The organism is Micromonospora sp. NPDC005163 (assembly GCF_053599835.1).
On sequence record NZ_JBSFYP010000003.1, the window covers coordinates 43,938 to 69,065 of the forward strand.

At 72.3% G+C, this 25,128-nt stretch carries 49 protein-coding genes; 1 reads left to right on the forward strand and 48 read right to left on the reverse strand.

The window, feature by feature from the left end; translation table 11 throughout:
• Positions 1 to 12: 12 nt before the first annotated feature.
• The 16 genes from ACWD6N_RS03465 to ACWD6N_RS03540 all read right to left on the reverse strand — a co-directional run bounded on the left by ACWD6N_RS03465 (position 13) and on the right by ACWD6N_RS03540 (position 10,321).
• Entirely contained in the window at positions 13 to 243 is a 231-nt protein-coding gene (locus ACWD6N_RS03465) for a hypothetical protein (RefSeq protein WP_450004408.1), read from the reverse strand.
• A gap of 20 nt (positions 244 to 263) precedes the next feature.
• Positions 264 to 878: a hypothetical protein gene (locus ACWD6N_RS03470; RefSeq protein WP_450004409.1), complete on the reverse strand. Its 615-nt coding sequence runs from the start codon at positions 876 to 878 to the stop codon at positions 264 to 266.
• Between the two features lie 29 nt (positions 879 to 907).
• Entirely contained in the window at positions 908 to 1,501 is a 594-nt protein-coding gene (locus tag ACWD6N_RS03475; protein WP_450004410.1) for a hypothetical protein, read from the reverse strand.
• Position 1,502: 1 nt separating this feature from the next.
• Complete coding sequence (locus ACWD6N_RS03480) at positions 1,503 to 1,907, reverse strand: hypothetical protein (protein ID WP_450004411.1); 405 nt, start codon at positions 1,905 to 1,907, stop codon at positions 1,503 to 1,505.
• Between the two features lie 19 nt (positions 1,908 to 1,926).
• Positions 1,927 to 2,235 carry an HK97-gp10 family putative phage morphogenesis protein gene (locus tag ACWD6N_RS03485; RefSeq protein ID WP_450004412.1) on the reverse strand — a complete coding sequence of 103 codons (309 nt, stop codon included), beginning with the start codon at positions 2,233 to 2,235 and terminating at the stop codon, positions 1,927 to 1,929.
• Positions 2,235 to 2,705 carry a hypothetical protein gene (locus tag ACWD6N_RS03490; RefSeq protein ID WP_450004413.1) on the reverse strand — a complete coding sequence of 157 codons (471 nt, stop codon included), beginning with the start codon at positions 2,703 to 2,705 and terminating at the stop codon, positions 2,235 to 2,237. Before ACWD6N_RS03490 ends, ACWD6N_RS03485 begins: the two co-directional genes overlap by 1 nt.
• Positions 2,693 to 3,094, reverse strand: a complete 402-nt coding sequence (locus tag ACWD6N_RS03495) for a DUF6093 family protein (protein WP_450004414.1) — start codon at positions 3,092 to 3,094, stop codon at positions 2,693 to 2,695. The genes ACWD6N_RS03490 and ACWD6N_RS03495 overlap by 13 nt, the downstream gene beginning before the upstream one ends.
• Positions 3,095 to 3,098: 4 nt before the next feature.
• Positions 3,099 to 3,503, reverse strand: coding sequence for a hypothetical protein (locus ACWD6N_RS03500; protein ID WP_450004415.1), 405 nt, complete (start codon positions 3,501 to 3,503; stop codon positions 3,099 to 3,101).
• Positions 3,504 to 3,506: 3 nt separating this feature from the next.
• Positions 3,507 to 4,064 (reverse strand): hypothetical protein, encoded by a 558-nt coding sequence (locus ACWD6N_RS03505; protein WP_450004416.1) that lies wholly within the window; start codon positions 4,062 to 4,064, stop codon positions 3,507 to 3,509.
• The gene (locus ACWD6N_RS03510) at positions 4,057 to 4,962 is read right to left on the reverse strand and encodes a major capsid protein (RefSeq protein WP_450004417.1); all 906 of its coding nucleotides are present in this window, start codon (positions 4,960 to 4,962) and stop codon (positions 4,057 to 4,059) included. Before ACWD6N_RS03510 ends, ACWD6N_RS03505 begins: the two co-directional genes overlap by 8 nt.
• A gap of 19 nt (positions 4,963 to 4,981) precedes the next feature.
• Complete coding sequence (locus ACWD6N_RS03515) at positions 4,982 to 5,359, reverse strand: capsid cement protein (RefSeq protein ID WP_450004418.1); 378 nt, start codon at positions 5,357 to 5,359, stop codon at positions 4,982 to 4,984.
• A 1-nt stretch (position 5,360) separates the two neighbouring features.
• A complete protein-coding gene (locus ACWD6N_RS03520; protein ID WP_450004419.1) occupies positions 5,361 to 6,722 on the reverse strand; it encodes a head maturation protease, ClpP-related in 1,362 nt (453 codons plus the stop codon).
• Positions 6,722 to 7,960, reverse strand: a complete 1,239-nt coding sequence (locus ACWD6N_RS03525; protein WP_450004420.1) for a phage portal protein family protein — start codon at positions 7,958 to 7,960, stop codon at positions 6,722 to 6,724. Before ACWD6N_RS03525 ends, ACWD6N_RS03520 begins: the two co-directional genes overlap by 1 nt.
• Before the next feature lie 19 nt (positions 7,961 to 7,979).
• Positions 7,980 to 9,509: a terminase large subunit domain-containing protein gene (locus ACWD6N_RS03530; protein ID WP_450004421.1), complete on the reverse strand. Its 1,530-nt coding sequence runs from the start codon at positions 9,507 to 9,509 to the stop codon at positions 7,980 to 7,982.
• Positions 9,506 to 9,898 (reverse strand): hypothetical protein, encoded by a 393-nt coding sequence (locus ACWD6N_RS03535; protein ID WP_450004422.1) that lies wholly within the window; start codon positions 9,896 to 9,898, stop codon positions 9,506 to 9,508. Before ACWD6N_RS03535 ends, ACWD6N_RS03530 begins: the two co-directional genes overlap by 4 nt.
• A 93-nt stretch (positions 9,899 to 9,991) precedes the next feature.
• Positions 9,992 to 10,321: a hypothetical protein gene (locus tag ACWD6N_RS03540; protein WP_450004423.1), complete on the reverse strand. Its 330-nt coding sequence runs from the start codon at positions 10,319 to 10,321 to the stop codon at positions 9,992 to 9,994.
• Positions 10,322 to 10,450: 129 nt separating this feature from the next.
• On the opposite strand from ACWD6N_RS03540, the gene ACWD6N_RS03545 reads away from it, so the two are divergent.
• Positions 10,451 to 11,485 (forward strand): hypothetical protein, encoded by a 1,035-nt coding sequence (locus tag ACWD6N_RS03545; protein WP_450004424.1) that lies wholly within the window; start codon positions 10,451 to 10,453, stop codon positions 11,483 to 11,485.
• 50 nt (positions 11,486 to 11,535) lie between these two features.
• Here the strand turns inward: ACWD6N_RS03545 and ACWD6N_RS03550 are convergent, their stop codons facing one another.
• From ACWD6N_RS03550 to ACWD6N_RS03705, 32 genes are read right to left on the reverse strand one after another with little or no spacing between them, the layout of a single operon-like run.
• The gene (locus tag ACWD6N_RS03550) at positions 11,536 to 11,802 is read right to left on the reverse strand and encodes a hypothetical protein (RefSeq protein WP_450004425.1); all 267 of its coding nucleotides are present in this window, start codon (positions 11,800 to 11,802) and stop codon (positions 11,536 to 11,538) included.
• Complete coding sequence (locus ACWD6N_RS03555) at positions 11,799 to 12,116, reverse strand: DUF6221 family protein (RefSeq protein WP_450004426.1); 318 nt, start codon at positions 12,114 to 12,116, stop codon at positions 11,799 to 11,801. The genes ACWD6N_RS03550 and ACWD6N_RS03555 overlap by 4 nt, the downstream gene beginning before the upstream one ends.
• 14 nt (positions 12,117 to 12,130) lie before the next feature.
• Positions 12,131 to 12,793, reverse strand: coding sequence for a hypothetical protein (locus tag ACWD6N_RS03560; protein WP_450004427.1), 663 nt, complete (start codon positions 12,791 to 12,793; stop codon positions 12,131 to 12,133).
• 28 nt (positions 12,794 to 12,821) lie between these two features.
• On the reverse strand, positions 12,822 to 12,983 hold the full coding sequence (locus tag ACWD6N_RS03565; protein WP_450004428.1) for a hypothetical protein: 162 nt from the start codon (positions 12,981 to 12,983) through the stop codon (positions 12,822 to 12,824).
• Positions 12,980 to 13,219, reverse strand: coding sequence for a hypothetical protein (locus ACWD6N_RS03570; protein ID WP_450004429.1), 240 nt, complete (start codon positions 13,217 to 13,219; stop codon positions 12,980 to 12,982). Before ACWD6N_RS03570 ends, ACWD6N_RS03565 begins: the two co-directional genes overlap by 4 nt.
• Positions 13,216 to 14,199, reverse strand: a complete 984-nt coding sequence (locus ACWD6N_RS03575; RefSeq protein WP_450004430.1) for a hypothetical protein — start codon at positions 14,197 to 14,199, stop codon at positions 13,216 to 13,218. The genes ACWD6N_RS03570 and ACWD6N_RS03575 overlap by 4 nt, the downstream gene beginning before the upstream one ends.
• Positions 14,196 to 14,486 (reverse strand): hypothetical protein, encoded by a 291-nt coding sequence (locus tag ACWD6N_RS03580; RefSeq protein ID WP_450004431.1) that lies wholly within the window; start codon positions 14,484 to 14,486, stop codon positions 14,196 to 14,198. Before ACWD6N_RS03580 ends, ACWD6N_RS03575 begins: the two co-directional genes overlap by 4 nt.
• A complete protein-coding gene (locus tag ACWD6N_RS03585) occupies positions 14,483 to 14,800 on the reverse strand; it encodes a hypothetical protein (protein WP_450004432.1) in 318 nt (105 codons plus the stop codon). Before ACWD6N_RS03585 ends, ACWD6N_RS03580 begins: the two co-directional genes overlap by 4 nt.
• Positions 14,797 to 15,039: a hypothetical protein gene (locus tag ACWD6N_RS03590; protein WP_450004433.1), complete on the reverse strand. Its 243-nt coding sequence runs from the start codon at positions 15,037 to 15,039 to the stop codon at positions 14,797 to 14,799. Before ACWD6N_RS03590 ends, ACWD6N_RS03585 begins: the two co-directional genes overlap by 4 nt.
• 3 nt (positions 15,040 to 15,042) lie before the next feature.
• Positions 15,043 to 15,294 carry a hypothetical protein gene (locus ACWD6N_RS03595; RefSeq protein WP_450004434.1) on the reverse strand — a complete coding sequence of 84 codons (252 nt, stop codon included), beginning with the start codon at positions 15,292 to 15,294 and terminating at the stop codon, positions 15,043 to 15,045.
• Positions 15,295 to 15,297: 3 nt separating this feature from the next.
• On the reverse strand, positions 15,298 to 15,687 hold the full coding sequence (locus ACWD6N_RS03600; protein ID WP_450004435.1) for a helix-turn-helix domain-containing protein: 390 nt from the start codon (positions 15,685 to 15,687) through the stop codon (positions 15,298 to 15,300).
• A 14-nt stretch (positions 15,688 to 15,701) separates the two neighbouring features.
• Positions 15,702 to 16,211 (reverse strand): DUF6085 family protein, encoded by a 510-nt coding sequence (locus tag ACWD6N_RS03605; protein ID WP_450004436.1) that lies wholly within the window; start codon positions 16,209 to 16,211, stop codon positions 15,702 to 15,704.
• The gene (locus tag ACWD6N_RS03610) at positions 16,208 to 16,573 is read right to left on the reverse strand and encodes a hypothetical protein (protein ID WP_450004437.1); all 366 of its coding nucleotides are present in this window, start codon (positions 16,571 to 16,573) and stop codon (positions 16,208 to 16,210) included. Before ACWD6N_RS03610 ends, ACWD6N_RS03605 begins: the two co-directional genes overlap by 4 nt.
• The gene (locus ACWD6N_RS03615) at positions 16,570 to 16,932 is read right to left on the reverse strand and encodes a hypothetical protein (protein ID WP_450004438.1); all 363 of its coding nucleotides are present in this window, start codon (positions 16,930 to 16,932) and stop codon (positions 16,570 to 16,572) included. The genes ACWD6N_RS03610 and ACWD6N_RS03615 overlap by 4 nt, the downstream gene beginning before the upstream one ends.
• Complete coding sequence (locus ACWD6N_RS03620) at positions 16,929 to 17,234, reverse strand: hypothetical protein (protein WP_450004439.1); 306 nt, start codon at positions 17,232 to 17,234, stop codon at positions 16,929 to 16,931. The genes ACWD6N_RS03615 and ACWD6N_RS03620 overlap by 4 nt, the downstream gene beginning before the upstream one ends.
• Positions 17,231 to 17,425, reverse strand: coding sequence for a hypothetical protein (locus ACWD6N_RS03625; RefSeq protein WP_450004440.1), 195 nt, complete (start codon positions 17,423 to 17,425; stop codon positions 17,231 to 17,233). The genes ACWD6N_RS03620 and ACWD6N_RS03625 overlap by 4 nt, the downstream gene beginning before the upstream one ends.
• The gene (locus ACWD6N_RS03630) at positions 17,422 to 17,799 is read right to left on the reverse strand and encodes a hypothetical protein (protein WP_450004441.1); all 378 of its coding nucleotides are present in this window, start codon (positions 17,797 to 17,799) and stop codon (positions 17,422 to 17,424) included. Before ACWD6N_RS03630 ends, ACWD6N_RS03625 begins: the two co-directional genes overlap by 4 nt.
• Complete coding sequence (locus ACWD6N_RS03635) at positions 17,796 to 18,257, reverse strand: hypothetical protein (protein WP_450004442.1); 462 nt, start codon at positions 18,255 to 18,257, stop codon at positions 17,796 to 17,798. Before ACWD6N_RS03635 ends, ACWD6N_RS03630 begins: the two co-directional genes overlap by 4 nt.
• Complete coding sequence (locus ACWD6N_RS03640; protein ID WP_450004443.1) at positions 18,257 to 18,442, reverse strand: hypothetical protein; 186 nt, start codon at positions 18,440 to 18,442, stop codon at positions 18,257 to 18,259. The genes ACWD6N_RS03635 and ACWD6N_RS03640 overlap by 1 nt, the downstream gene beginning before the upstream one ends.
• A complete protein-coding gene (locus tag ACWD6N_RS03645) occupies positions 18,435 to 19,382 on the reverse strand; it encodes a hypothetical protein (protein WP_450004444.1) in 948 nt (315 codons plus the stop codon). Before ACWD6N_RS03645 ends, ACWD6N_RS03640 begins: the two co-directional genes overlap by 8 nt.
• The gene (locus ACWD6N_RS03650; protein ID WP_450004445.1) at positions 19,367 to 19,678 is read right to left on the reverse strand and encodes a hypothetical protein; all 312 of its coding nucleotides are present in this window, start codon (positions 19,676 to 19,678) and stop codon (positions 19,367 to 19,369) included. The genes ACWD6N_RS03645 and ACWD6N_RS03650 overlap by 16 nt, the downstream gene beginning before the upstream one ends.
• Positions 19,675 to 20,265: a crossover junction endodeoxyribonuclease RuvC gene (locus tag ACWD6N_RS03655; RefSeq protein WP_450004446.1), complete on the reverse strand. Its 591-nt coding sequence runs from the start codon at positions 20,263 to 20,265 to the stop codon at positions 19,675 to 19,677. Before ACWD6N_RS03655 ends, ACWD6N_RS03650 begins: the two co-directional genes overlap by 4 nt.
• Positions 20,262 to 20,444: a hypothetical protein gene (locus tag ACWD6N_RS03660; protein ID WP_450004447.1), complete on the reverse strand. Its 183-nt coding sequence runs from the start codon at positions 20,442 to 20,444 to the stop codon at positions 20,262 to 20,264. The genes ACWD6N_RS03655 and ACWD6N_RS03660 overlap by 4 nt, the downstream gene beginning before the upstream one ends.
• Positions 20,441 to 21,355: a hypothetical protein gene (locus tag ACWD6N_RS03665; RefSeq protein ID WP_450004448.1), complete on the reverse strand. Its 915-nt coding sequence runs from the start codon at positions 21,353 to 21,355 to the stop codon at positions 20,441 to 20,443. Before ACWD6N_RS03665 ends, ACWD6N_RS03660 begins: the two co-directional genes overlap by 4 nt.
• The gene (locus tag ACWD6N_RS03670) at positions 21,352 to 22,224 is read right to left on the reverse strand and encodes a PD-(D/E)XK nuclease-like domain-containing protein (protein ID WP_450004449.1); all 873 of its coding nucleotides are present in this window, start codon (positions 22,222 to 22,224) and stop codon (positions 21,352 to 21,354) included. The genes ACWD6N_RS03665 and ACWD6N_RS03670 overlap by 4 nt, the downstream gene beginning before the upstream one ends.
• Positions 22,221 to 23,030, reverse strand: coding sequence for a hypothetical protein (locus ACWD6N_RS03675; RefSeq protein ID WP_450004450.1), 810 nt, complete (start codon positions 23,028 to 23,030; stop codon positions 22,221 to 22,223). The genes ACWD6N_RS03670 and ACWD6N_RS03675 overlap by 4 nt, the downstream gene beginning before the upstream one ends.
• Positions 23,027 to 23,449 (reverse strand): hypothetical protein, encoded by a 423-nt coding sequence (locus ACWD6N_RS03680; protein ID WP_450004451.1) that lies wholly within the window; start codon positions 23,447 to 23,449, stop codon positions 23,027 to 23,029. The genes ACWD6N_RS03675 and ACWD6N_RS03680 overlap by 4 nt, the downstream gene beginning before the upstream one ends.
• Entirely contained in the window at positions 23,449 to 23,901 is a 453-nt protein-coding gene (locus tag ACWD6N_RS03685; RefSeq protein WP_450004452.1) for a hypothetical protein, read from the reverse strand. Before ACWD6N_RS03685 ends, ACWD6N_RS03680 begins: the two co-directional genes overlap by 1 nt.
• A complete protein-coding gene (locus ACWD6N_RS03690) occupies positions 23,898 to 24,152 on the reverse strand; it encodes a hypothetical protein (protein WP_450004453.1) in 255 nt (84 codons plus the stop codon). Before ACWD6N_RS03690 ends, ACWD6N_RS03685 begins: the two co-directional genes overlap by 4 nt.
• Positions 24,149 to 24,367 (reverse strand): hypothetical protein, encoded by a 219-nt coding sequence (locus ACWD6N_RS03695; RefSeq protein ID WP_450004454.1) that lies wholly within the window; start codon positions 24,365 to 24,367, stop codon positions 24,149 to 24,151. The genes ACWD6N_RS03690 and ACWD6N_RS03695 overlap by 4 nt, the downstream gene beginning before the upstream one ends.
• Entirely contained in the window at positions 24,367 to 24,573 is a 207-nt protein-coding gene (locus ACWD6N_RS03700; RefSeq protein ID WP_450004455.1) for a hypothetical protein, read from the reverse strand. Before ACWD6N_RS03700 ends, ACWD6N_RS03695 begins: the two co-directional genes overlap by 1 nt.
• The gene (locus ACWD6N_RS03705) at positions 24,573 to 25,124 is read right to left on the reverse strand and encodes a hypothetical protein (RefSeq protein WP_450004456.1); all 552 of its coding nucleotides are present in this window, start codon (positions 25,122 to 25,124) and stop codon (positions 24,573 to 24,575) included. The genes ACWD6N_RS03700 and ACWD6N_RS03705 overlap by 1 nt, the downstream gene beginning before the upstream one ends.
• Positions 25,125 to 25,128 lie beyond the last annotated feature (4 nt).

Here is a 25,128-nt window from a genome sequence, read left to right on the forward strand (position 1 = left end):
CCGCCCACCCCTCTATCGCGTCACGCCGAGCGCCCGCCGCTTGATCCCGCCCGGGCTGTTGTCCCTGCCGCCTTGGCCAGCGGGCGGGGCGGCCAGGGCGACGTCGAACCCCGCCTTGACCGCATCCCAGTCCGCACGATCGCCGGCGACCTGCTGCACACCGAACGCCGCGGCCATCGCCGCAGCGATCGTGTGGGCGTGCACGTCACGGGCCAAATCTTCCAGCCGCAGCGTGTACGCCACGGCGAGGACGTCGGCGAGGCTCAGGCCAGGCCGGCCGTGGCCAGCTGCCGCTTGTCCCGGGCCGCATTCTCCCGTTCCTCCTGCGCCGCCCGCGCCTTGTCCTCCGCCTGCATCACGTAGAACTCCTGGATGTCCGGGCGGCCCCGCTCCAGCGCCAGGGCCACCTCCAGATCCGAGGCCGGCGCCGGCGAGGGCGAGCCGGCCGTGGATCCGGGCGGCGTTGCTCCGGGCCCAGTCGGCGAGGCGGCGAGCCGCCCAGTAGGAAAATCCGTGGTCGCCTCCACCACCGCAGTGGTGATGGCCCGGATGTCAGTCATCCGGTCACGGATCTGCTGCCCGTGCTGCATCCCGATCCGCCAGTACCGGTCGAAGTCCTCCGGGTGGATCAGCTGGCGCAACGCGTCCAGCGCCGCCTGCACGCCCGCCCGCAGGATCTGGTTCATGGCCTTGACCGCGCCGGCCAGCTTCTCCGGGTCAACGGCGTCGACCTTCGACAGGTCAACGCCGTCGAACACCGACAGGTCCACCTCTTCGCCCGCCCGCAGGAACTCCATCTCGACCGCGTCGGTGGCCTGCGGGTGGATCCGGATCGTCTCCCCGAAGTAGTCGAACTCCAGATCGAGCGGCTCACGCACCCGCCCCAGGGTGCCGATGCTGCGACCCATCAGGCCCCCAGGCGGGCGGTGCCCGCACCGTAGAACGCGAACGCCTTACCCGCGGCCGGGCGCTCGAAGCTCCACACCGTGGCGATGCCGGCCGCGCTGGCCCGACCGAAGGTCGACTGCAGCTCGCCGCCGTTGAGGCACTGCCGGCCGACGAGGCGCAGCGTGTGGTCCAGCGACTCCCAGCCGATCATCGACCGGACAATCTCCTGCGGGTCCGGCGCCTCCAACTTCGAGCTGAGGGTCGCGGCGGTACCCGACACGGTGCTCACCAGCGAGGACGGGCCGTTCATCGCCCGCCGCAGGTTGTGCAGCGTGTAGTTCGTCATCGCGAACGCCAGCGTGGTCGTCACCTCGGTCACCGAGTAGGCGACCGCGTCGAACAGCTCGGCGACCCGGATCGCCTCGACGTTCATGGAGTGGCTGAACGCGCTGCCTTCCTGCGTCGGGCCCAGCGGCACCCACGCCACCGGCCACGTGTCGGCGTCGTACGTCGACCCCGCCGCGGCGTGCAGCGGCTCAGCCGTCGCCAGCGGCGCGTGGAACAGGAACCCGGGCTCCTTCAGGATCAGCGGTGTGGCCTGAGACAGCGGCATGTCACTTACCTCCGGTCGTACGCGCCGAGGCGGTCGAGCCGCCGGCCGGCTTCGCTTCGTTCGCGGCCGCCTGCTCGCGGGCCCGCTCGGCGGCGGCCTTGTCGTCCGCCGCCCACTTCTCCAGCTCGTCCGCGGTGGCGGTGGAGGTGCGCTCCAGCACCTCCCGGCCGGCCTTCGTGGACCGCCGGGCGACCAGGCCCAGCTCGTCCCAGTGCAGCCGCTGCACCGTCGAGGTCGGCACCCGCATTCCGGGGGTGAACGCGTTCACCGTGCCCCACGGGATGACCTGCGAGGCGACGTACTCGCCGTACTCCGCCTCGCGCTCCTTACGCAGCCGCTCCACCGCCATGAAGTCCTCGGTCGCCGGTGCGGCGCTCGGGTCGTGCTCCAGTCCGGGGTATGTCACGCCAGCTCTCCTTGCTTGCTCACAGCGCCGTGTCCAGCGCAGGTTCGAGGAACGGCCTGGCCGGCAGGCGCCGGGTGCCGCGATCATGGAAATAGAGGTAGAAGTGGGCGCGGTCCCACGAGATCCGGACCGTCCAGTCGGGGCCGTCGAGCACCGGCTCGGACCGGATCGACCTTGCGCCCTCACCGCTGGCCTTCGGCGCGCCCGCGACCACCCGCGCCTCGATCGGCTCGGCCGCCTCCAGCAGCAGGTCCCGCATGTCGACGCTGCGGACCACCGCGTCGACCGCGCGCTCGTCGACGGTGACCCGCACGTTGTCGTCGGCCATCACCCGCCGCCGTAGGTCACGGTCGACTCGATGCGCACCTGCACGCCGAGGACTGACTTCGTCTCGCCGGGCGCCAGGTCGTAGTCGCCCTGCCCCTGCGTGACGCCGGCGAACGACAGGCCCTGCCCGAGGTCCGGCCAGGTGGTCAGCTGCGCGGCCAGCTGCGCGAACACCTCGGCCGCGCGGGCGTCGGTGTCGGCGACGGTCACGCTCGCGTCGCCGACGATGCAGATGTACACCGACACCAGCGCCACCTCGTCGAGCAGCACGAGCCGCTCGGCGGTGGCGTCGTCGTGGGTGAACCGCACCCCACCGCCGTACACACACTGGGCTTGCAGGTCCGCTGCCCTCGGGATCGAGTAGGCCACCTGCAGGCCGGCCAGCGGCCCGCCCTGGCCGGCGAGGACCGCCAGGCGGTCGAACAGCAGTTGCTTCGCCGCGAACACGTTGGTGGCCATCAGGTCGTCCACGCCCGCTCGTCGCCGCCGCGCAGGTACACCGGCCCGGTCCGCTCCGTGCAGAACAGCCGCCGGCACGTCGCGTTGCTCTCGTGCGCCAGGCCCTGGATCCGCAGGAACCGGCCGACCAGGTCCGGATCCCGCGACGACACGGTCAACTCCGCCTCATCGCCCAGCTGCAGGCCGGTCGCCGCGATCGGCAGCTTCAGCCCGAGACGCAGGTTCAGGGCGTACGCGTCGGCTTCGTCCTGCGCCTCGCCGCCCTCATCGCTGGACTGCACGACCTCGCACCGACCGGCGTAGACCGGGTCCGTGACGCCGGCGCGGCGGATGACGCACTCGTCGACCATCCGCCGCTCCGCCGCGTTACGGCCGCGGGCGAGCACTGATGCCAGAGACATGTCCTCAGCCCTCCCGCCCTGTGTACGTCTCCTGCCCCCACGACCAGTCCGGTGCCGGGAACGACCACAGCGGACCCGAGCCGGCCGGCGCCGGTGGCCCGGCCGACGGGTACGCCGCCCGCGCCGAGGCCAGGATTTCCGCCCGGCGCGCCCGGTCGAACTTCACCCGGTGGTCGTCGGACTGCTCTTCACCCGCCCCGTCCGGGTTGCGGTAGGCGATCGCGCCGAGCTCAATCGCCCAGGACCACAGCCGGTCCGGTACCGGGTCGGGCCACTCCGTCAGGCCGGTGGCGTCCGAGAGCCACCCACCGGCCTGACGGCGCGCGACCTCAGCGGCGTCGCTGTCGAACTCGGTGACCGTCTCCCGCAGCAGCTTGCGCAGGTCCTCCGTGTCGAACAGCTCCGCCATCGGTCAGCCCTGCGGCGGTGCGGTGTCGGCCTGGTAGTTCACGCCGGCGCGCTGCTTCAGGGTGGGGAGGTTCATCCCCTCGGCCTGCGCCCGGGCGGTGTCCTCGTCGACGTCGTCCGGCCGCTGGTCGACGTGGTACGCCACCCAGTCGGCCTTCGGCGCGTTCACCGACGGCCGCTTGCCGCCGACGTCCGCGCCGGAGTCCGCCGCCGCCGGGTCCGCTGGCGGCGTGGCCGAGGGGCCAGGCACCGTGGTCGGGTCGACCATGCCGGACTGGATGCGCGGGTCCGCCGACCCGGCCGCCGAGGTGCGACCCTCGACGTCCGCCGGGTCGAGGAACACCGACGCCGACGGCGCCGCTGCCTCCCGCCGCGCCATGAACTGACGCAGCTCCGAACCGTCGGCCAGGTCCCGCTCGGTGGCGAACGCGCCGTGCCGCTCGCCCCGACGCAGGTCCTCGTCCCGGGTGACGTCGACGGTGTCGCCCCGCAGCGCGGTGAGCTGCCGGCCCTCGTCGTCGACGTACCAGAAGCTGCCGTGGATGATCGTCCGCTCAGCCATTGAGCCCCGTCACCTTCTTGATCGAGTACGGGTTGGTCACGTACATGACCGGCCGCACGTCCGCCTGCACCCAGGTCCGCTGGGTGCCCTGCTCCCGCCACACCTCGGTCGAGAGGGCCTTCTCGACGCGCAGCTCGCCGACCTGCCCGCGGGCGACCGCGTACGCCGTGCCGTTGGCCACCCGGTTGGAGGCGAACATCTCGTCGATGCCGGCCGCGGCCAGGACCTCGTTGAGGCCGCTGCCGTACGCGGTGACGAGATCCATCTTCTGCTTCGGGTTCACGACCCACAGGTCGTACTGCACCCCGAGCTCGTCGACGTCCGCGAGGTACTGCGCCTGGGCGAAGTCAGCCGCCGGCCAGCCCGAGTTGTTGGTCTGGCCGGCGCCGGCGGTCACGACCGTCGCCCAGTTGTGGCCGGCGAACGTGCCCGCTCCGCCCAGCGCGGTGATCGCCGCTTCCAGGGTCTCGACCGCCCGGGTGTTGACCTTCCGGACGATCGTGTTGCCCAGCTGGGTGGTGTGGTTGTTGAACAGGGTGACGTCGTTGCGGTCGCGGGCCTCGTCGGTGACGAAGAACTTGCCACCCCACTTCTCGGCCAGGGCGACCTTCGGCACCGGCCGCTGCGACCCGACGATCGGGAACTCGTCGCCCGGGCCGACCCGCTCGACGTCCCGATCGGTGTACAGCTCGTTGACCGTGGCCTGGTCGTAGACGACGGACCCGCCGTCGGCGCTGCCGCCGGTGGCGAAGATGCGGTCGACGATGAACCGGGCCAGAGTGAGGTCCATGATCCGGCGCGTGATTCGCGTCGGCTGCTTGAGCGCGGTGTCGACCGTCAGCGTGTTACCGGTGACGGTCGGAGCGGCCAGCGGGTACGCGGTCTGCTGCGTAGGCATCTGACTGGATCCCCCTTTCTCAGTCGAGCGCGATCTGCGCGAGGTTGCCGGAGGTGGCGCCGGTGACGACCGTTCCCACGGCGATGCCGGCCGCGAGGACCGCGGCCTGGCCGTTCGCGCCGACCTCGACGCGCTGGTTGGCGGTCAGGTTCGCCGCTGCGGTGACCGGGACGATGAACCCGGAGCCCCGCACGATGCCGACCTTCTCGCCGGTCGCGGCGTCGTACGCGGCCACGCCGAACGCCTTGGTGGCGGCGGTGGCGTGCGCGACGCTGATCGACCCGTCGGCCTGCCGGTTGCCGGAGATCATGACGAACCGGCAGCCAGTGACACCGGCGGTGGCGTGGCAGGTGATCCGGCGCCCGGGCTCGTAGAACGGGATGCACTCGTTCGCCATGTCAGTTCCCCTTCCGGCTCGCGGCGGGCGCGCCGACGAACCAGTAGTCGTCTGCGGCCGCCGGGTCGGCGGACGCCTTCGAGTCCTCGCCCGCGTAGCCGAGCTCGTCGACGGGCACCAGGCCCGGCTTCAGGCTGGCCAGCGTCTCGGCGGCACCCGGGTCGGCCTCCAGCTGCGTCAGCCAGTGCTCGGCGCGTGCCGGCGGAACCCGGCCGTCCTTCACGGCCGTCTTCACGGTGGCCTCGCGCTGCTCGCGCAGCTGCTGCGCCCGCGCCTCCCGGCCGTCGCGGGCATCCGCGAGCAGCTGGGCGTGCTGGTCCTCGTCGAGCACCACGGTGCCCGGTGCGGTCTGCCGCGCGGCCGGCCGCTCGGCGAGCGCCGTGTCGAGAGCCGCCAGGATGGTGGCCTCGTCGGCGTCGTCGGCGACGTTGAGCCGCTGCCGCAGGTTGTCGAGCTGCTCGTCGCTGAACGCCACGGCGCGGCTCCCTTCCTGTTGGGTGGAACCGGCCGCGGACGCGACCGGGGAAATGGGGCCCGCCACCATGGCGGGCGCGGGCGCGTTCGCGCGCCCGGCGTGCTGGAAGGCGCTGAGGTCGAACCGATCCGGATCCCGCAGGGAATCCCACAGGTCCCAGAAGCTCGACGAGCCGCCCGGGGTGATCTGCTCGCCCGACGCGGTACCCGTCTCGTCGGCGGCCGCGACCCGGTCGGCGAGGCCCGCCGTCACGGCTTCCTCCGCCGTGTACCAGACCTCGTCCTGCATGACGGCCCGCCACTGCTCGGCCGTGCCGCCCGCCTTCGCGGCGTACGCCGCGGCGATCGCGTTGCTCGTCGACGCCAGCCGCTCGGCGTACTTCGTCAGTTCGGCGGCGTTGCCGATGCCCACACCCCACGCGTCGTGGATCATCATCTGGCTGCCGATGCCCATGACGACCTCGTCGCCGGCCATCGCGATGATGCTTCCCGCGCTCGCGGCCAGGCCGTCGACCCGCACGGTCACCTTCGCCCGGTGCGCGCGGAGCACGTTCGCGATCGCGACGCCCTCGAACGCGTCCCCGCCGGGGGTGTTGAGGTGCAGCACGATCTCGTCGACGTCCAGCGACGCGACGTCGCGCACGAAGTCATCGGCGGTCATCCCGAACCAGCCGCCGATCGTGTCGTACACGTACACGTCCGCGCTGGTGGCCTTGTCGTCGCCCTCACCCTCGGCGGCCAGCGCCAGCACCGGCCCGACCTCGTACCACGCCGGCGGCTTGTCGCCGGCGGCCAACGCCGCAGCCCGCTGCGCGGATGTCCGCACCACACTGGGCCGGCGCGCCGGATCGGGGCGGAGCAGGTAGAGCAGGTCGGCCTGTCCCTTCATCAGCTACTCCCATCGTCGGCCGGCGCCGGCGCCGGGCTGTCCTTGCTCGGCAGCCCGTACTGCTGCCGGGTGTCTTCCTCGAGGGACCGGTCCGGGCGGAGGATCCCCGCCTCGACAAGCCACTTGAGCGCCTGCGCCGTCGCCGCCTGCCGGGAGCCGATCTCGTCGAACGTCACCAGCGGCGCCGGTTCGTCCTCGCCGAAGTTGTGGTCGACCAGGTCCTCGACGACGTGCTGGCTGGCGATGTCCGCGACTTCCTGCGCGAGGGTCTGCAGGCTGAGGGTGAAGAAGTCCGCGAAGGTCGTCCCCAACGCCCAGCTGCCCGTCTGGCTGCCCAGGTTGAGGAAGTGCGCGAGCACCGAGCGGCCGATCTGCTCGTCGTGGTAGCGGATCGACGGCAACGCGGTCGGAAGGTCACCTTCGACGCCGCGCAGCACCAGGTCCGCGCCGTCGGCCACCGCGCTGCCGGCGCTGTTACCGGCCCGCCACGACTTCGCCATCTGCAGGCCAGGCCCGAGGTCTTTCTCACCCGGGGCGCCCCGGTAGAGCGGAATGCCCATGCCGTTGCGTTCGATCGTCTGCGCGTCGACGCGCAGCAGCCGGTCCTTGATCAGCCAATTCTTGTAGCAGCCGCGCAGCACGCTGCGCCCCAGCCAGTTGCCGCCCTCGCGCTCCAGCACGTACGCGACCAGCCGGTCCACGGGGATCGGCTTCTGCCGCTTGCCGACCTTCGACGAGAACTGGGTGATGCTGACCAGGCCGCCGTCGTCGGCGACCTCGATGTTCTCGATCGTCTTCGACAGCCGCGGCGCCAACTTCCGTAGGCGCGCCCGCGTGCCGTTGTCGGTGATGCGGTACACCTGCTCGAAGTAGGCGTGGCCGAACGGCAGCATCAGCAGCGCCAGGCGCAGATGCTCATCCCACGAGAACCGGTCCCGGGTGCGTGGCAGCGGCCGTGGCTCGGCGCCGACGATCGGCAGACCGAGGTTGTCGGCGACGAACTCGGTCACTTCGTCGCGGGCGCCGGCCTGATTGATCCGCCACGGCGTGCGCCGCACCGGATATGTCACCGCCCGCAGCACCGACCCGACCTGCGAGTCCTGCGACCGCATCGCGTCGTACACCTTGATTGAGTCCGGCCACCGCAGCTCCGGCGTCGGCTCGTCCTCGGCCATCTCCATCCAGCCGAGCACCGACGTCCGGGCGGCGTACCCGATCTCGCCCACTGGTGCGGTCACCGGCAACACCTCCCCACGTTCAGAACCCGGCCGCGGCCAGGTCGTTCGTCCACGACTCCGCCGACTCGACCGGCGCGTTCACCGGCGGCGGTGGTGGCGGGACCTCGGGCGGCACCACCGACAGCCCCCAGTACGCGCCCGTCCCGCCGACCAGCACGGTGATGTCCGCGTCGCTCTTGCGGCGCGCCCACGCCCACAGCCCGTCGCCGATGTCCCGCTTCGCGGCGCCCTTGATCGCCGTCAGCCACGCCGCGTCGTCCAGGTGCACGATGTCTCCGGCGTCGACCGCTGACGCGTACGCCTCGCAGGCCTGCCCCAGGTCCCGGGTGGTCATCTCCCGCGGCTCGATGCCCCGCTCGGCCAGGGCCGGCTTCAACGCGCCGACCGGCCCGGCCGGGTCGATCACCCAGTCCAGCGGGTCGTGGACCTTCAGCTGCTCGGCAGCGTCCGGCACCCACGCGACACCCGGCCGGTGCGCCACGATTTCCAGGTGAGTGCGGCCGTCGGGCAGCTTCATCGACGCGATGATCGCCGCTGACCGCGACCTGGGCGCGACGTCGATCAGGAACACCGGCCGGGTCGTCGGCGCCGAGTCCGGATCGCCGAGGTCGGCCCACCGCTTCAGCAGCTCGTCGACCACGCCGACCGGGTCGTCCCACCAGCCGTTGCGCTCCCGGCCGAACTCCCGCGGCGTCAACGTGCGCCGCTCGCCGCGCACGAACTCGATCGTGATGCGGCCGCGGCTGATCGCGTGGTTCGCCTTCCGCCACCGGTCTTCGTCGTCGAGGGAGCAGCCCTCGGTGCCGTACTCGTGTGGGCACTCCGGACCCAGCTCGCAGCCCGGGTCGTCCCAGCTGCCCGGCGCGCAATACTCGATGTAGACGAGCGACGGGTCGCCGCCGCGGCGGCCCCGGTCCCGCAGCCGGCGCAGGTGGTCCGACTGCTGCTTGCCGGCGCTCGACGCGTAGTTGATGACCGGGTTTCCCCGGGCGGAGAGCGTCGGGATCAGCGCGCCCATCGAATCGGCCGACAGGAACAGCGCCTCGTCGAACACCAGCCGCTTCCCACCGAGACCGCGGCCGCCGTCAGCGGTACGGGCCAGGAACTCCAGCGTCGCGCCGGAGGTCAGCTCGATCGCCTCTTCGCTCTTCGAGTCGACGATGTTCTTCACCCGGCGGGACAGGTAGTCCGACCCGTCAATCAGCTGCTTGACCTCGTTGAACGCGTCCCGGGACGTCTTCATCCGGTGGGCGGTCCACACGATCCGGTCCGGGTTGTCGTCGAACAGGAACAGGTCCGCCAGCGTGATCGGCAGAACGACCTTCATCGTCTTGCCGTTCTGCCGGCCCTCGATGATCGCCGTCTCCAGCGCCAGCCACCGGCCACCCGGCCCGTACGACGCCGTCGCGTCGATCGCCAGGCGCTGCTCCGGGTCGACCGGCAGGTGGATCATGTCGCAGAAGTCGATGATCTCCGGCCCGTACGACCCGCGCCGCGGTGGCACCCACAGGTGCGCGGGCTGGGTCATCGGCTCAGGCGCGCCGATCATGCGCCCCTCGCTTTCTCCCGCCGCCGCTGGGCCAGCTCATCCATCTCGTCGGGGGCCGCCGGAGCGCCCTCCGTCGCGATCGCCATGGTGCGGAGCAGCTGCGACGACAGCGACGACGCCTGCGACGCGGTCAGCAACTGCGAGTCCAGGTCCCGGGCCAGCCGCAGCGCGATCGCCCCCGCCGTGGTGTCGGCCCGCTTCCGGGCGTCCAGCTCCTTGCGTGTCGCCGTCTCGATCGGACCGGGCTCAGTCGGCCGCTCGGGCAAGGCGTGCACCGGGGCGGTCGGTTGGCGAGGCGGACGGCACTTCTCGCAGTGCAGACGGCGGGTGCCCTGCGCCCGGGTGAACCGCTCGCGGCACGTCTGGCAGCGCATCCGCTGGCCGGCCATCCAAGATCACCACCCTGCGGAAAAAAAATGCTGACCCCGGCGGTCAGGCTCGCCCCCAATGTCCGAATTTTTTTGAGGTTCGGTGACGTTGGGTCACGGGCGCTGGGGGGTGGGTTGCTCGGCTGGGAACCACACGCGGCTGTGGCGGAGTGGGGTGCGTTGGCCGTTGACGACTTGGGCGCCTTTGCGTCCGCCGGCGGCGCGGTTGCAGCGGGGGTGTTCGGGTCCGGTGTAGGCGGTGCGGTCGTCGGTGTGGCCGAGGTCCCAGTCGTCGCCGTGTCGGATGGCGCGGCTGGGGGCGAGGCAGCGGGTGGCGTGGCAGCGGGTGCTGCCTTCGTGCTCGATGGTGGTGGCCCACTGGTCGCGGAGTTGTTGGTGTTGCCAGCCGTAGCCGCGGTCGGTGGTGCTGCCGGGTCGGGGCATGAACACCTCCGGTGAGTCAGATGCGTAGTCACCGGAGCGGCGGGGCGGGTGGTAGCGCCGGCAAGATGAACGAGTCGACGGGGCGTATCGCCGTTGAGCCGGCCAGCGGCAAGGTGCGAGAGTCGCAGCGTGACTCTTGATCCGACAGCAGTACGGCGTCTTGCGTTCATCCGCTACTTGCATCGACTGGCCGACGGTCAGGCCCAGCTCCCTGATCCACAGTCCGCGGTCTCGCTGCTGATGCTGCACGATGCGGTCGAGAGCCTGCTCCTGCTAGTGGCCGATCACTACGGCGTCATGTCGCCGAAGTTTGAGGACTACTGGAAGGTGCTTGCCCCCCGTGTGCCGGGCGGTCTGACCGGGTTCCGGGGGATGCAGCGGCTTCACCGCTCGCGCAACGACTTGAAGCACAACGGCGTCGTCCCGTCGTCGGCGACGATCACGCTCGCTGGCGCTGACGCGGCAACCTTCATGGCGGCCACTGTGCAAGCAGTCTTCAGGGTGGACTACGCAGACGTGTCCATGGTGGATGTCGTCAGCCAAGCCAAGGTGCGTGCCGACCTGCGCGCCGCGGAGGTTGAACAGGCGGGTGGAAGGACGCGCCTCGCCATGGTGAAGCTGCGGGATGCGTTCGACGAGTTGTTCGAGCCCCACCGGGGCGAGCGCCGCATCTCCTGGTTCGACAGGAACAGTTCCCCGTTCGCCTTCGGACCTGATTTGTCGTTCGCGGCGACGGCGCACGACGTCAAGGAAGCGATCGAGAAGTTGCTCGGCGGGTCGAGCTTCACACGCTCTCGCAGAGTGGCGGAGGCTTTGGCGTCGGCCGTAGCGTCCGCCAGGTTGATGCGCCCGGCGATGCGGATGGTCGCGCTCGGTTTGGACTTCCCGGCGTATCTGAAGTTCGATCTGCTGGTCCCTGATATGACCGCGTATGGCGACGGGCGGCGGGAATACACGGCACCGGAAGGCTACGCGCCGACTGACGACGATTTCTCGTTCTGTCTCGAGTTCGTTGTTACGGCGGCGCTGCGTCTGGCTGCTGCCGAAGCGCATCAGCGCGAGCCTGAGTGGCTCAAGCGCGACCCGTCGGGATGGATGCCGAGAGAGAAGGTCCACGAGGTCCCGGCGCCCGAGGTAGAGGCTCCCGGGGAGTCACCCGCTTAGCTCTGGTCCGGCTGCGGGCAGGGTTCACCTACCGGTTCGGAGTGATCAAATCATGCGGCGACGATGATCGTCTCGTCAAGTCGACGCTTGCGGCCGCGGCCCGAGAGGTACTTCTGGGCTTCGATGTCGGTCGCTTTCTGGCGTGGGTAGCGGGTCTGTCGGCGGCCGTGGCGGTCGCGCATCTTGGCTGTTGGGAGGCCGTCGCGGGCGGCCCAGTTGCGGATCATGGCTTCGGTGACGTCGCCTCCGAGGTGGGTGGCGATCATGCGGGCGGTGCCCCAGTGGTCGCCGTCGGCGGGAATCCATTCGTCGGTCACTGAGGCCGCCAGTCGTCGCGGTAGCCGGGCCGGTGCGCGAACGGCACAGCTCGGATCCGGACGACCTCCTCGAGCGCGGTTCGCCGCGCGAAGTCACCGAACTCGGTCTCCTCGTACAGGTCGATGATGCGGCGCGTGGCGGTCACCTCGTCGAGCATCCGGGCGGAGTCGAAGACGTCGAGGTAGTCGACCACGTGCCCGCCGGCGGTGGCCTCGATGCCGCTGCGTTCCCAGCCGCCGAGCTCGTCGAGGTTGGTCGCCGTGAGCTCGTCGGCGTCGAGCTGTGCGCATAGCCAGGTCACCAAGTCATCCACGGTTCGATCATCTCTCAGGCGATGGCGGTCAGGCCGGTGATCAGCGGGTGGTCGGGGCCCCAGACGTGGGGGACGTCGGTGGCGCGGATGGGCATGGTGCACGGGCAGGTGTCGCCCACGCAGCGGCAGGTGGGGGTGCAGGTGACGGTCCAGGCGGTCCGGGGTCCGGTGGTGTGGGCGGTCAGCTGGCGGCGGGCGCAGCGGGGGCATCGTCGCCCGGGTAGGGCGGTGCCGTCGGGGTCGAGGTGGAGGGTGTCGCGGATCCGCTGGTCGGCTTCGTCCAGCCACCGGGTGAGGTGGGCGGCGGTGCTGGGCCGGAGGGTGGGCGCGGCGTCGGCCAGGGCGTAGAGCGGGTCACCGGCCAAGGTGAGCCGCAGGGCGTCGGCGAGCCAGGCGAGGGTGGCGGTGGTCGACGCGGCGAGACGGGCGAGGTGGCCGTCGCGTACCTCGGGTTCGAGGGTGGAGACGGCGGTGCGGCCGACCAGGTCGCCGTGGCCGCCTTGGCCGGACGGGCCGGACATGGGTCGCCAGGCTTGGATGGCGCCGGCGGCGGCGATGACCTTGGCCTCGCGGCGGCGGGCGAGCCATTCGTCGGTGACGGCCTGGTCGAGGCGGGTGCGGGCGGCGGCGAGTGACCCGGCGGCGCGGGTGGCGTGCAGCTGGTGCGGGTGGGTCACGGGCGGCCTCTCGGGTTGTGCGGGTGGGTCAGGTTTGTGGCCGGCGGGGCCACTGCGCGACGACTTGGCCGACGATCACGGCCTGGTGGTCGCCGGGGTGGTCGTACGGCTCGCTGCACCGGTACGGGTCCATCTCCGGGGGTGGGTCGGACTGGAAGGCGCCGCAGGCCCAGGCGGGCTCGGTGGTCACCACGGGAGCCGCCAGCTGGCGACGTCGACGGGCTGGGCGGGGTACGCGCAGCCGTTCGACCGGAGGTGGCGCAGCTCCAGGGCGACGAGCTGCTCGCGGCGGAACGTGGCCACCAAGGTGGGCTTGCGGCAGGTGCACCGTCGGGGGTCGAGCAGCATCGGCTCGGCGGGTCGGCGCAGTGGCTGGGCGGGGCCGGCGACCTGGTGGGTGCGGACCCTGGTGGGCTTGGTGATCACGGCGTCTCCTGAGTGGTGGGTCGGCGGATGGCGGCCGCGGCGAGCGATGCGCCGCGGCGGGATCGGTCGGTCATGTCGGGGTCGTGCAGGCAGAGCCGGCCATCGCGCTTGCCGTCGGGTCCGCAGAGGCGGCAGGCGTCGATGGCGGTGCGGCTGGCGGCGGCCTGGTCGCGGGCCCGCTCGGACTGGGCGCGGGCGGCGGCGGTCACCTGGTCGCGGTCGTACGCCTCCCGGGCCTTGCGGGCGTCACCGCAAGCCCGGCACGGGCCGGGGTCCGGGTCGGTCAGGTGCTTGTCGCATCGGGAGGGGGGCGGACCCCCGTGCGCGCGGTCGTGAGAGACGTACGAAGATCGCCCCCCCATAAGGTCGGGTCGGGCCGGGTCGGGGGGAATCGGGGGCGATTCGGGTACCCCCTCGCCAACCCGATCGCCACCCGATCGCCTGGGCGATACCTGTCCCTGCTGGTCAGGTGCCGGATTCGGATTTTGCCCCCCGGTGCTCGACTGGTCCTCGATGGGCAAAGGCGATGGCAAACCCGATGCCTTCGTTCGTCCTTCGTTGCCCGTTCGTTGGCCCTTCGTTGGCGGTTGGCGATCGCCCGTGTCGGCCTGGCAGTACCGGCACTCGGGGTCGACCTTGCCGGCGCCCAGGTGCCACCGGCGGTGGTTACCGAGGGCGCCGGCGGCCGACAGCTTTTTCTTCCCTGCGGTCGCCTCCTCCTTGGTCGGTTGGTAGTCCGCCCAGTCGTGGAACCGGTAGCCGCCTCGCGCCTTCTTCCACAGCCCTCGGACGACCAGCTCGCCGGCGGCCGCATCGCCGCCCGTGGACAGCCGGGCGAGCATTCCGGTCGGCACGAACCCGTCGGTGAGGTTGCGTGCGGACCAGGTGCCGGCTCGGAGCCAGAGCGCGATGGCGGCGTCGGTCGCGTCGAACGCCTTGGGGTGGTCGTAGAACGAGTCGTCGACCTTGAACCACGTCATCGGGTGCTTTTCCTCTTTCTGGTGGGGCGTGGGCCGGGCGCCGCCGTGTCCTGGTGGCAGGTGGCGCAGACGGCCGGGTACCAGTCGCGGTTGCCGGACGCGGGCCGGTAGGGCTGGCCGGGGTACAGGTAGCCGCCGCAGGGGCGGCAGGTGCCGACGGGCGCGTGTTGGGCGACGGCGTCGAGCCAGGGGGCGGCGTTGACGACCCGGTCGGGGCCGGCGAGCAGGAATCGTCGCCAGATGCCGCCTCGGCCGGGGTGGTGGATCAGCGCCGCCTGGTGGGTCACGGCCGGGTCACCTCCGCCGGCGGGATCCAGTACGGCCGAAAGTTGAACGGGTAGCGCGCGTCGGGCGCTCGGCCACGGCATCCCGGGTTGAACGCCTCGCAGTGGTGGTTGATGTTGAGCGAGTACTCGGTCAGCTCGACGCCGCCGCACCGGCAGCAGACCCAGGCGGGGACGATGTCCCCGGTCTTGCCGAGGCCAGCGGTGTCGTACGGCAGGCGTACGTGGCCGCGCTGATGCGAGTCGAGCGGGCGCGGGGCTCGCGGCGGCGTCGGCGCGGTGGCCCAGAGATCGAGGGCGAGCTGCTCGGCGCTCACCGGCTCACCCCGGGCAGCTCGACGGTGACGACGGGGCGAATCACGTCGTCGGGCCACGGCTCGCCGTCATCGTCCGCGCAGCCGCCGCAGCAGAGGTGGTCGCGGCAGTCGTCGGGTGGGCAGTCGCACAGGTACGAGCCGCGCGCCGACCCGCAGTCGCAGCGGGGGCAGTCGCAGGACCCAATGCCGTCGCCCTGGCCCCGGTAGCTGTCAGGCAGGCCGCACACGTCGCACGTCACCGCTCAGCCCTCGGCCTGGTGCTGGTGGTCGGCGCGGACGCACGCCACGCGGTTCTCCCTGGCCGCGAGCAAGCACTCGTCGGGGAAGAGCAGGATCGTCAGTGGGGGGCCGGCGACCGGGCCGCCCGGGTGGTACGCAGGCTCGGCGGCGGCAGGGGTCATCGGCACCCCGGGGCAGTCCTTCACGCCGAACGGCCCGTACTGGGTGCGGTGGGCGGGGTGCGGTCGCGTCTCGGTGCAGCGGTCGATGGCCACCGGTCAGCCCTCTGTCGGCCGGACGGGTTCGTACGGGCCGAGCGCTTCCATGCGGTCGCGCATCTCGGCGGCGTCCTGCCCCATCCGTTCCATCAGGACGGCCGCTTCGGTGAACGCCCCCGCGATGCGCCGCTGCCCGTCGGCGATCCGGGCGAGCAGCGACAACGGCGCGGGGTCTTCGCCGAGCAGCGTGCCAGCGGTGGTGTCCAGGGCGTCCGCGAGTGTCAGCAGCACGGTGACAGTGGTGTCTTGGCGGCCGGCTTCGATGTTTGCGATGCTGGCGCGGCTGACACCGACCAGGTCAGCGAGGTCGGCTTGGCGGAGGCCGGCGGCTTCGCGGAGGGCGCGGACGTTCTGGCCGAGTTGGGTGAGCCAGTCGCGGGGCTGTGGCACGGCGGCAGGGTTTGTCACGCCGTCACGCCCTGGTCGACGCGGTCGCCGATTTGCAGCCGGCCGTCGATGTCGCTGACGGACGCCTCGTACCGGCCGGGTGGCACCGGCGGCCCGTCGAGGTCTTCGGCGGCCAGGTTGACGCGGCAGCCGAACAGGTCGCCGATCCGGCAGGACAGCGGGTGCTTGATGGTCCAGCCGTCGGGCCGGAACTCGATGATGTGGCGGGGGCCGTCGTCGACGGGGGCGAGCCGGCCGGCGGCGGCAAGGGCGTCCAGCGCGGCCCGAGCCTCGGCGGTGAGCACGTCTGGCCCGTTGATGTACCCGCGACGGATCGGGGGGTCGGCGTGGAGGATTGCCTGCTCGACGAGCTTGACGTCGGCGTCGGTGTACGGCTTGTCGGTCATCGGGGTCTCCTGAGCTTGACGGCGAGCAGGCGTGCGCGCCGGGGGCGGATGCGGTGGGCGGCGGATCAGCAGCGGCATCAGGTGCCGGATCACCGCCGCCCGCACGTCCGGACTGGTCACGGCTGGGCCGCCTCTCCTGGCGGGTCGGATGAGAGCAGCCCCAGCGCCTCGGCGATGGCCTCGACGGTCGGGCACGGCCCCGTGCACAACGGCTCTTCGCAGCCCACACACCACGGGCACCGGCAGTGGCAGTGCTCCCGGACCGTCGGGCCGTCCTCGACCTCGGCGTACTCGATCCAGCCGATGCCCTCGCAGCTCCCGCACTCCGGGTTCGGCCGGTTCGTTTCCGACGGCTCGGCGCGGTGGATCTCCAGCACGCCGGCGAGCGCATCGCGGACCATCAGGTGCATGGCGAGCTGTGGGAGGCGCTCGATGATGGCGTCGACGGCCTGGTCGTGGGTGGCGATCAGCAGCCCGTTCACCGGCCCACCACCGGACCGCCGACCACCGGGTGCCGGGGATCATCGCGCCAGCCCCAGCAGTCCACGCACAGCGTCGCGCCCACCGGCCCCGTGAACAGATGCCGGCGAGCCGTGCACGACAGTCGACCCGACGTCAACGGCAGCGCCAGCAGCGCCGCCCTCCGATCGTCAGCAGTGACCAGGGCGCGGCCGCGGAGCCGGGCCGCGCGGGCGGCGTAGTGGGCGCGCTGCTCAACCAAGCGGGCAACCCGGCACGGCTCGCAGACCCGCTGCCCCCTGCGCTGGTGCCGCTGCCTGCCCGCTGGCGTGCCGCACACGCCGGTGTCCGTCGGCGGCGCCGTCGTCAACGTGGTCTTCACGCCGCTGCTCCTTCCTCGAGGGCCGGCCGCCGCCCGTGCTTGGCGAGGACCTGGGTCACGTACACGTCGTCGCGCTGGATGAGCGCCGCGATCTGTTCGGCCGACCAGCCGTAGCCGGCCATCCGGAGCACGTCGTCGTCGAGCCGCGGCCCGGGTGGGCTGTGGATGACGCCGCCGACCCGGAACAGGTCGGCGGCGTCCCCGCGCTGCCGCGACAGCGGCACCGGCCGAACGGTCCGGGCCGGTCGCGGCCCGAACCGTTCCTTCCAGAGCGCCTCGTACAGCTCGTCTCGTGCGGTCACGGCTGCGGCCGGGGTGGGCGCAGCAGGTTTCGCAGGTCGAGCAAGGCGTCGACCATCTGCGCGTTCGAGCCGGCGGCACGGAGCCGTTCGTCGACGAGGGCGAGGGCCTGGTCGTGGCGGGCGGTGAGCTGGGCGAGCCGGACCGCCGTCGGGTCGGCGGCCGGCTGCTCCGGTCGGGCGCGGCCGATCACGACGCCACCGCTGCCCGGCGCTGCTCGATGACCCGCGACCACAGCTCGGTCAGGGCCTCGAACTCGTCCTTCATCGCCTCGCGGATCTCGTCGTGTCCGTCGTAGTCCTCGGCCCGAGCGGCCGTGTCGAACCCGCATTCGGTCGCCTCGTCGAGGCCGATCTCGGCGCGGTAGTAGTTGCCGAGCAGCTGGCCGAGGACGCAGCCGCAGGGGTCACGCATGACCAGTGCGTTCACGTCGATCGGGCCGCCCTTGTCGAAGCCCTGGTCGGGCCGGTCGGCGCGCCACCAGTCAGGCAGGTGCTCGTCGAGCCACACCACGCCCCGGTCGACGCGCGCCTGCAGCTCGCTGACGGTCATCACCGGGGCGGTCACTCCGGCTCACCGCCGGAGAACGCAGGCGGGGCGACCCGGTTGGCCTGCTCCGCCTCGGCCTCGGCCGCCTTGCGCTCCGCCCGCTCGGCCATGATCTCGTCGGCGCCGGCCTCCGGCACCTGGCGCTCGCCGTTGTCCTCGTCGCCCGGCACCACGTCGAACAGCGACGCCGGCTCGGTGTCCTCGATCCCGGTCCGGTCCTTCAACCGCCGCGCCAGCAGCCCCTTGGCCAGCTCGACGTCGGCGACGTCGGTCAGCACCTCGATGTGGTCGAAGCGAATCGTCGGGGTCTTCACGCCGTCCTCGGCGTCCATCGCGACCCGCTTGGGCCGGATCGTGGCCACGACGACGTACTGGGCGTGCAGCAGGTCCTCGTCGACCAGCTGCTCGGCGATCGCGGCCAGGCCGTTGCGGGGCTTCTCGTCCTTCTTGAAGGTCGCCGAGATGTTCACTGCCATCAGGTGTTGCTCTCCTTCTCGCGGGCCTCGGCCAGGGCGTCTGCCCGGGCCTGTTGCACCAGCGCGTCCACGCGGTGACGCACGGCGGCCTTCGCCGCCTGGTCCCGCTCGGCACGCGCCTGGTCTCGTTCGCGGGTCAGCCGGCGCACCTCGGCGTCAACCAGCCGCAGCAGCCACCTACACACCGGGCACCTCCCGGCGGACGATCAGCACGGTCACCGGCGTCAGCGGATGCCGGTGGTCGACCGGCACCGTGTACCGGCTCCCGCAGCCGTCCGTCGTGCACTGGTCGGCGTCGTACCGGTAGAGCACGTTGGCGGCGGCCGCCGTGCCGGTCCGGATCGCGTCGTCGTACGCGCCTTGCGCCTTGTCCCGCTCTCGGCGCAGCTGGTCGGCCTCGGCCCGGGCGCGGCCCAGCTCGACGTTGACCTGCCGCAGCTTCGACACCTCGCCCAGCGCCTGGTCGAGGTCGGCGAGGCGGGGCGCGAGCTGCCCGGCCAGCCGGACCTTGTCGGCGCGGACCTGCTCCAGCTCGACAGCGGCGTCACGCAGGGCGGCGTCGATCCGGTCGGCGCGGCGGCGTTCGTGGTCGCGCTTCGCCCGGTAGTGCCCGGCCCGGTTGAGCACCGCACTGATCGCCTCCATTGGCGAGGTGGCCTCGTCAACGCCCAGGGCGGCTCGGATCTCGCTCAGCTCGGCGTGCAGCTGCTCGATCTCGGCGGCGCCCTCCGCCCGGTCGATCTCGTCGGCCACCTCGTCGTCGGTCGGCTCCGGCTCGCAGGCGTGGCATCCCCGGCATGGGACCGGGTGGTCGATGGGCTCGGGCTGCTCCGGCTCGACCGGCAGGTCGACGTCACCCGGCTGGGCCGGCTCGAACCCGCCCACGCACACGCCCAGATCCGGACCGTCCGGCCGCTCGACCACCACGCCCGGCACCGGGCTGGCCGGGTCCACCACCAGCACGGCCGGCTCAGCGGCCGGCTTGCCCTTCGGTGGCTCGTACTTCGCGCAGCCGCACTCCGGGTCCTTGCAGCCCTTCTTGCCCAGGCGGTGGTTGAACTGCGGGCAGCCACACCACCCGCACCGGCCCGCCACCTCCACCTCCGCGATCACTGGCGACCCCACGGCCACCACCTCCTGCTCTTCGGCTTGTCATCGAGGGCGGCCACCGCCGCCTCGGTCAGGTGCACCGGCAGGCCGTAATCCAGGGCCCGCAACTCCGCCAGCGCCAGATACAGCAGCCGGGTCCGCGCCGACCCGCCCAGGTCGGCCAGCGCCCTGGCGACCTCGTTGCCGGGGCACGCGTCGGCGTACTCGCACGCCTGCGAGTCGACGTGCTCCCGCACCCCGCCCACCAGCTCGGCGAGCAGCGCCCGGTGCTGGTCGACGGACGCGAGGATGTGCGGAGGCAGGCCGCTCACTGGGCCACCACCGGCCCGGTCTCGGTGGCCAGCGTCGGCCACTTCACGTTGCCCAGCGCCCGCCGCTGCTGCTGACCGAACACCGGCACCAGCGGGTGGCCGTACGCCGCCAAGCCGAGGGACAGAAGCGCGACCGCGTCGGCGGCGTTGTCGTCGCCCACGTGCAGCAGGCGGCCGTACGTGGAGGTGACCGCCTCCACCACCTGCGTCTTGTTGGCGTTGCCGTTCCCGGTGGCCCACATCTTGACCTCGGGCGGGTGCACGTCGACGTAGCGGAATCCCTTGCTGAACAGCCAATGCTTCAGCACCCCGTGCAGCTCAGCCAGGCGCAGCGACGTCGCGCCCTTGCCCTCGAACTGCGGCAGCCACTCGATCAGCACCAGGTGCGGCTGACACTTCACCGCGGCGGCCACGTCGAGCAGGACGCGGCTCACCCGCTGGTGGTCCATGTCGGTGGCGCCGCGGGCGGTCCGGGCGGTGTGGATGGTCCGGGCGAGCAGGCCGGCCCGGCCGTGGTGGTCGTGGGTGGCGGCCAGGCCCGTCGCGGCGAGCGACAGGTCGAGTGCCACCATGCGCAGCTCGGTCACCGGGCACCGCCCCGAGGCGTCAGCTCGTAGCGCCCGGCCAGCGCCCGCAGGATCGCCCTCGACTGGCAGGGCAGGCAGACGGCGCCGGTGAAGTGCAGGCAGGTCGCGGCCTTCCATGCCTGGCTGACCAGCTCCACGTCCGCCGGTTCCGGCTCGTAGAACGCCACGTCCCCGCTCACTGGCCGGTCGCCGATCCGGGCTGCGCCGTCTCGACGTCGTCCCACTCGGTCTGACCCGCCGGCGGGGCGGTCGGCTGCTCCGGAGCAGGCGCCGGGCGGGCCGCGGCCTGCGCGGCGATCTCGTCGCCGGTCACCTGCGGCGGGAACTCTTCGTCGGCCGACAGCTCACCGCGCTTGATCGACGAGTAGACGACGCTGAGGTCGGCGACGTCGGCCGCCGTCCACTGGCCCTTCTTGCGACCCAGCCGCGTCTCGATCTGCGCCGGCTTCACACCGACGCCGGCGAACGCGGCCAGCATGTCGGTGATCCGGTCGACCAGCGGCTTGCCGTCGCCCTTCTCGATCGTCGCCCGGCACCGGTCCTTCGCCTCTTCGACGAAGTCCGCCGGCAGCGCCGCCAGGATCGACTCCCGGACCGCGCGGGCGCCGATGTTCTGGTTGTTCAGGTAGACGTCCTGCAGGTCGGTCAGCGGCTTTCGGGCGCCGCCGGCCATCTTGGCGTGGGGCACCTGGAAGGTCCGCGACGACCGGACGTTGGTCTGCTGGTCCCACGCGTACGCGCGGATCTCGGACATGCCCCGCTCGTCGTCGCGGTGCAGCTCGTGGACGCCGTAGTCCATGTTTCCCCAGATCCGGGCCAGCTCCCGGGCGAGGTGCACGGACGGCCCGGTGCCCCGGTTCCTGACGGTGTAGAAGGCGCGGGAGGCGAGTCCGAGTCGGCTGCACGCGGCCTGCATCTCGGCCCACGCGCGGTTCATGTCGCGGGGGTTCTGCTGGGCGACCTGAACGGCCGCGGCGACCTCGGCGACGGCGCGGGCCTGCTCGACGGCGGTGGCCTGGCCGACGTGAGCCGGGGCGGCGCCGGCGGCGGGCGGGGTGAAGCGCTCGACGGCGCGCTGGCTGGTGCTCACATCAACTCCTGTGCGTAGCGGTTCTCGATGTAGCCGGGCAGGCTGATCAGCGCGACGTCGTCCGTGTAGCCCGGCCAGCGGCCGGACTCGACGCACTCGCGGTACAGGTGCCGGGCGTTGCGGTTCTCTCGCGCAGCGATGAGCCGCGCCGTCGGGTCCGGCTGCGCCACCGTCACCACGTACGGCGGCTCCTTCTCCTGGAAGACGAAGACCATCTGCGGGTTCGGGTGCCGGCCCAGCGCACGCAGGGCGCCCTCGTACCAGTCGCCCTGCCGGTGGTAACCGCGGTCGTAGATGACCCTCCGGAGGGCTTCCAGCTCGGCGGTGGCGCAGGTCTTGTAGTCCGGCACGATCAGCCGGTCCCCACCGGGCGCGTCAGGCAGCCAGTCCACCCGAGCGCGGCAACGGATCCGCGTCTCCGGGTCGACCCAGAACAGCGACACCTCCGGCTGCCCGGTGCCGGGCCGCAGCAGCGCGGAAGCCTCCGGGTGCTCCCGCAGCTTCTCGGCCATCTCGTGCACCCGGTCGTAGGCGGCCTGCTTCAGCGGCACCCCGCCGGCCTCGCGGATCGCCTTAACCTGCGCCTTGACCTCGTTGGTGTCCCAGCGCTCCCGGGCCACGACGACGAGCTCCGGGCCGGTGCCGAGGACCAGGTGATGCGCTGCCTTGCCCTCGTCGAACGCGGCCTTCGGCGGCTGCGGGTTGTCGCGCTTGTGCCGGAACTTGGCCGGGCAGGAAGGCGGGAGCAGGTCGCGGGCACCGGTCGACGAGAGGCTGCCGCCGGGGACGGGGTCGGCGTGGTAGACGTCGTCGGGCACCCCGGGGTAGATCCCGGGGCGCTCGACGACGAACGGCTGAGCCTCGGTCACGGGCGGGCCACCGCCGCCCGGTACGCGGACGACAGGTGGGCCGGCAGCACCCCGACCGTGACGAGCATGTCCACGGCCTGCGTGACGGAGTCGACCGGGTACGTCGTGGGCCGCAGCAGCACCACGCCGGACCGGACGGTGACGGTGCCCTCGTCCCACCCGACGGCGAGGGTGGCCTCGCTGGCGTAGCGGGCGTTCACCCAGCCCCAGCACTCGTGCCAGTTCCACCCGTTGGCGCGGGCCCACCGGTGCACCTCGACGAGCAGCTGCCGGTCGGTCAGCTCCGGCGCGCTGTGCTGGTCGACCGGCACGGCAGCCTTCGCGAACGCCTCGATCTCGTCGAGGTGCTCCGGCTCCAACCCGCACCGACCCGACGGCCGGATCAGCAGGGCCCGGCCGTCAGCGGTCAGGTCGTCGTGCAACCCGCCATCGTTGGGCAGCGGCACCACGTCGTCGTCCGTCCAGATCAGCCGGCGGCCCTCGCTGATGACCTGTCGAGCGGCGCGCATCTTGGCCTTGACCGCAGCGAACCCGTTGACGTCCTCGGTGAACGCCCGGCCGAGGACCGGCAGGTCCCACAGCCGCTCCAGCTCGTCGGCGTACGCGCACCAGGTGGTGCACCAGCGGACCTCGACGACGCCAGCCGCGTGCAGCTCGCGGATGCGATCGACCAGGGCGGGCGCCCACGTCATCACGTACCCCGCGCTGCCGGCGTACGCCTTGCCCGTCGCCGGGTCGCCGGGCCACCCGGGCAGCCGAGCGTTGACGACGCCGTCGACGTCGAGCAGCCACACCGGGGCGGTCATGCGGCACGCACCACGGCGAACGCGCCGGTGAGGTCCCGGTCCGTCGCCGGCGAGACGACCCGGACGATGCCGGCCTTGGCCTGCTGCTCGGCGGCGATCTCCCGCAGCCAGTCGTCGGCCGTCGCGCTGATCGCCGCCTCGGACAGGGTCGGCACCGCGTGGTCGATCAGCAGGGCACGTGCCAGCGGCGGCGTCGGCCCGTCGGTTCGGGCCGTCTCGGGGGCGTCGACCGTCACCGTCGGCCTGATGTCGGGGGTGTGCCGGCGCGGCTCCAGCTCGGCGGTCGGCTCGGCGTGGTAGTCGGACAGGTCGTGCTCGTCTGCGGTGCGGTCGCGGCCGAAGGCGGCCAGCAGGCCGACGCCGACGCCGATCGGGGCCAGGAAAGCGGCGCCGACCAGCAGGTCACGGATCAGGCTCATCAACGCGATTCCTTCGCGGTGGTGGTGGGCAGGGAACGGAACTGGTCGACCAGCGCGCGGGCACGGTCATCGGCGTGCGGGTGCAGGCCGATCACCAGCGCCCGGGCCAGCTGCGGCGGCGTCAGGGACTCGCGCAGGTCCGCGTACATCTGCTCGCGGAGGCTGGCCAGCACGGCGGCGGGCATCTGGTCGCGCAGGGCGATCAGGTAGGAGGCGTAGTTGTCGACCGCCCGGGCCACGACGAGGGCGATGAGCTGGGAGTCGACGTCGGGCAGGGCCGGGTCGTCGGGCTGCAGCAGCGCGGTCGCGGTGGCCGCGTGCTCGTCGAACGCGTCGACCGGGGCCAGGGCCGGGGCCGCCTTGCGCCGGTGGCCCCAGATGAGCGCGAAGCCCGGCACGGTGATGACCAGCACGAGCAGCACGAACACGAGCAGCAGGTCGAGCGCGGTCATCGCGCCCACCCCCAGACGAGCGCGGCGGCGAGCAGCACCGCGACGAAGGCGACCCACCGACCTGCGACCGCCATGCGCCGATCCCGCCGATCGCGGCGCTCCCGCTCGGCGCGAACCTCATCGAGGTACGCCCACGCCTGCGAGGGCGACACCTTCGGGCAGGACAGCTCGTGGGTCTGCCCGGGCGGCGTCCAGCAGTCCGGGCAGTGGAGGTCGCCACGGCCGCCGTCGTGGATCGGCAGGCCGGTCATCGGGACACCAGCTTGTGGCCGTGGCGGCGCTTCGGATCGGCCGGCTCGGTGGCCGGCGCGACCAGGCCGAGGATCTCGGCGACGTCGCGCAGGCCCTTGCGGAGCAGCCAGGCGCGGGCGTCTGCCTCCCGCTCTTCGCGCCAGAGGCGGTCCTGCTCGGCGGCGGACACGCGGGCGGTGTGGGAGCCGCCGTCGATGCGATCGAACTGGGCCATCACGCACCACCGATCCGCAGCAGCTCGGCAGCCAGGGCACGGGCCTCGTCCGGGCCGACCACGACCCGGGTCGGGAAGGTGCCCCTGGCGGCCAGCACGGCCAGCTCAGCCCGCCCGTCGCCCAGCGCCACCACGGTCACCTGTCCGTCCGTGTCCAGCACGTCGACCAAGACTCCGTCGCGGGTCTTCATCCGGTTGACGGCCATCACGCCACCGCCCCGGCGGGCGCGGCGGGCACCCCCGCACCCGCCGCGCCCTGCTTGGCCCCGACCGGGCGAGACGATGAGCGCGCCGCTCGACGGGTGTCGGTGACGTGCCCGGCCGGGGAACTGTTGGGCCGCCTCGGCGGGCGGCCGGTGATCGACAGACCATCGACGAAGTCCGGCACCGGCGACACCGGCTCAGCCGTGTCGGCCCGGTCGTACCGCATGCCCGTCGGGTCGGGGTCCTGGTCCTGATTGACGCCGTCCAGCAGCGCCCGCGCGGCCAACTCCCCCTGAAGCGCGGCCGAGTGCAGCTGCGTCTTGGTCGCGAAGAAGGTGAACGCGCCGTAGGCGTCGGCCAGGCCCGGGTGGGTGGCCTTGGCCTGCGAGGCCGCGATGCTGTCGCGACCCTCGGCCTTGTACTTGTCGTCGAGCTCGGCGTCGAGCTGCCGCCACCGGTTCGACGCGGTGATCGCGTTAGCGGCGGCCCGGCGCATGGCGGCCTCGTGGCCCTGCACCCACTCGCGGGTGGCGTGGTCGAGTGGCGGTCGCATCGCC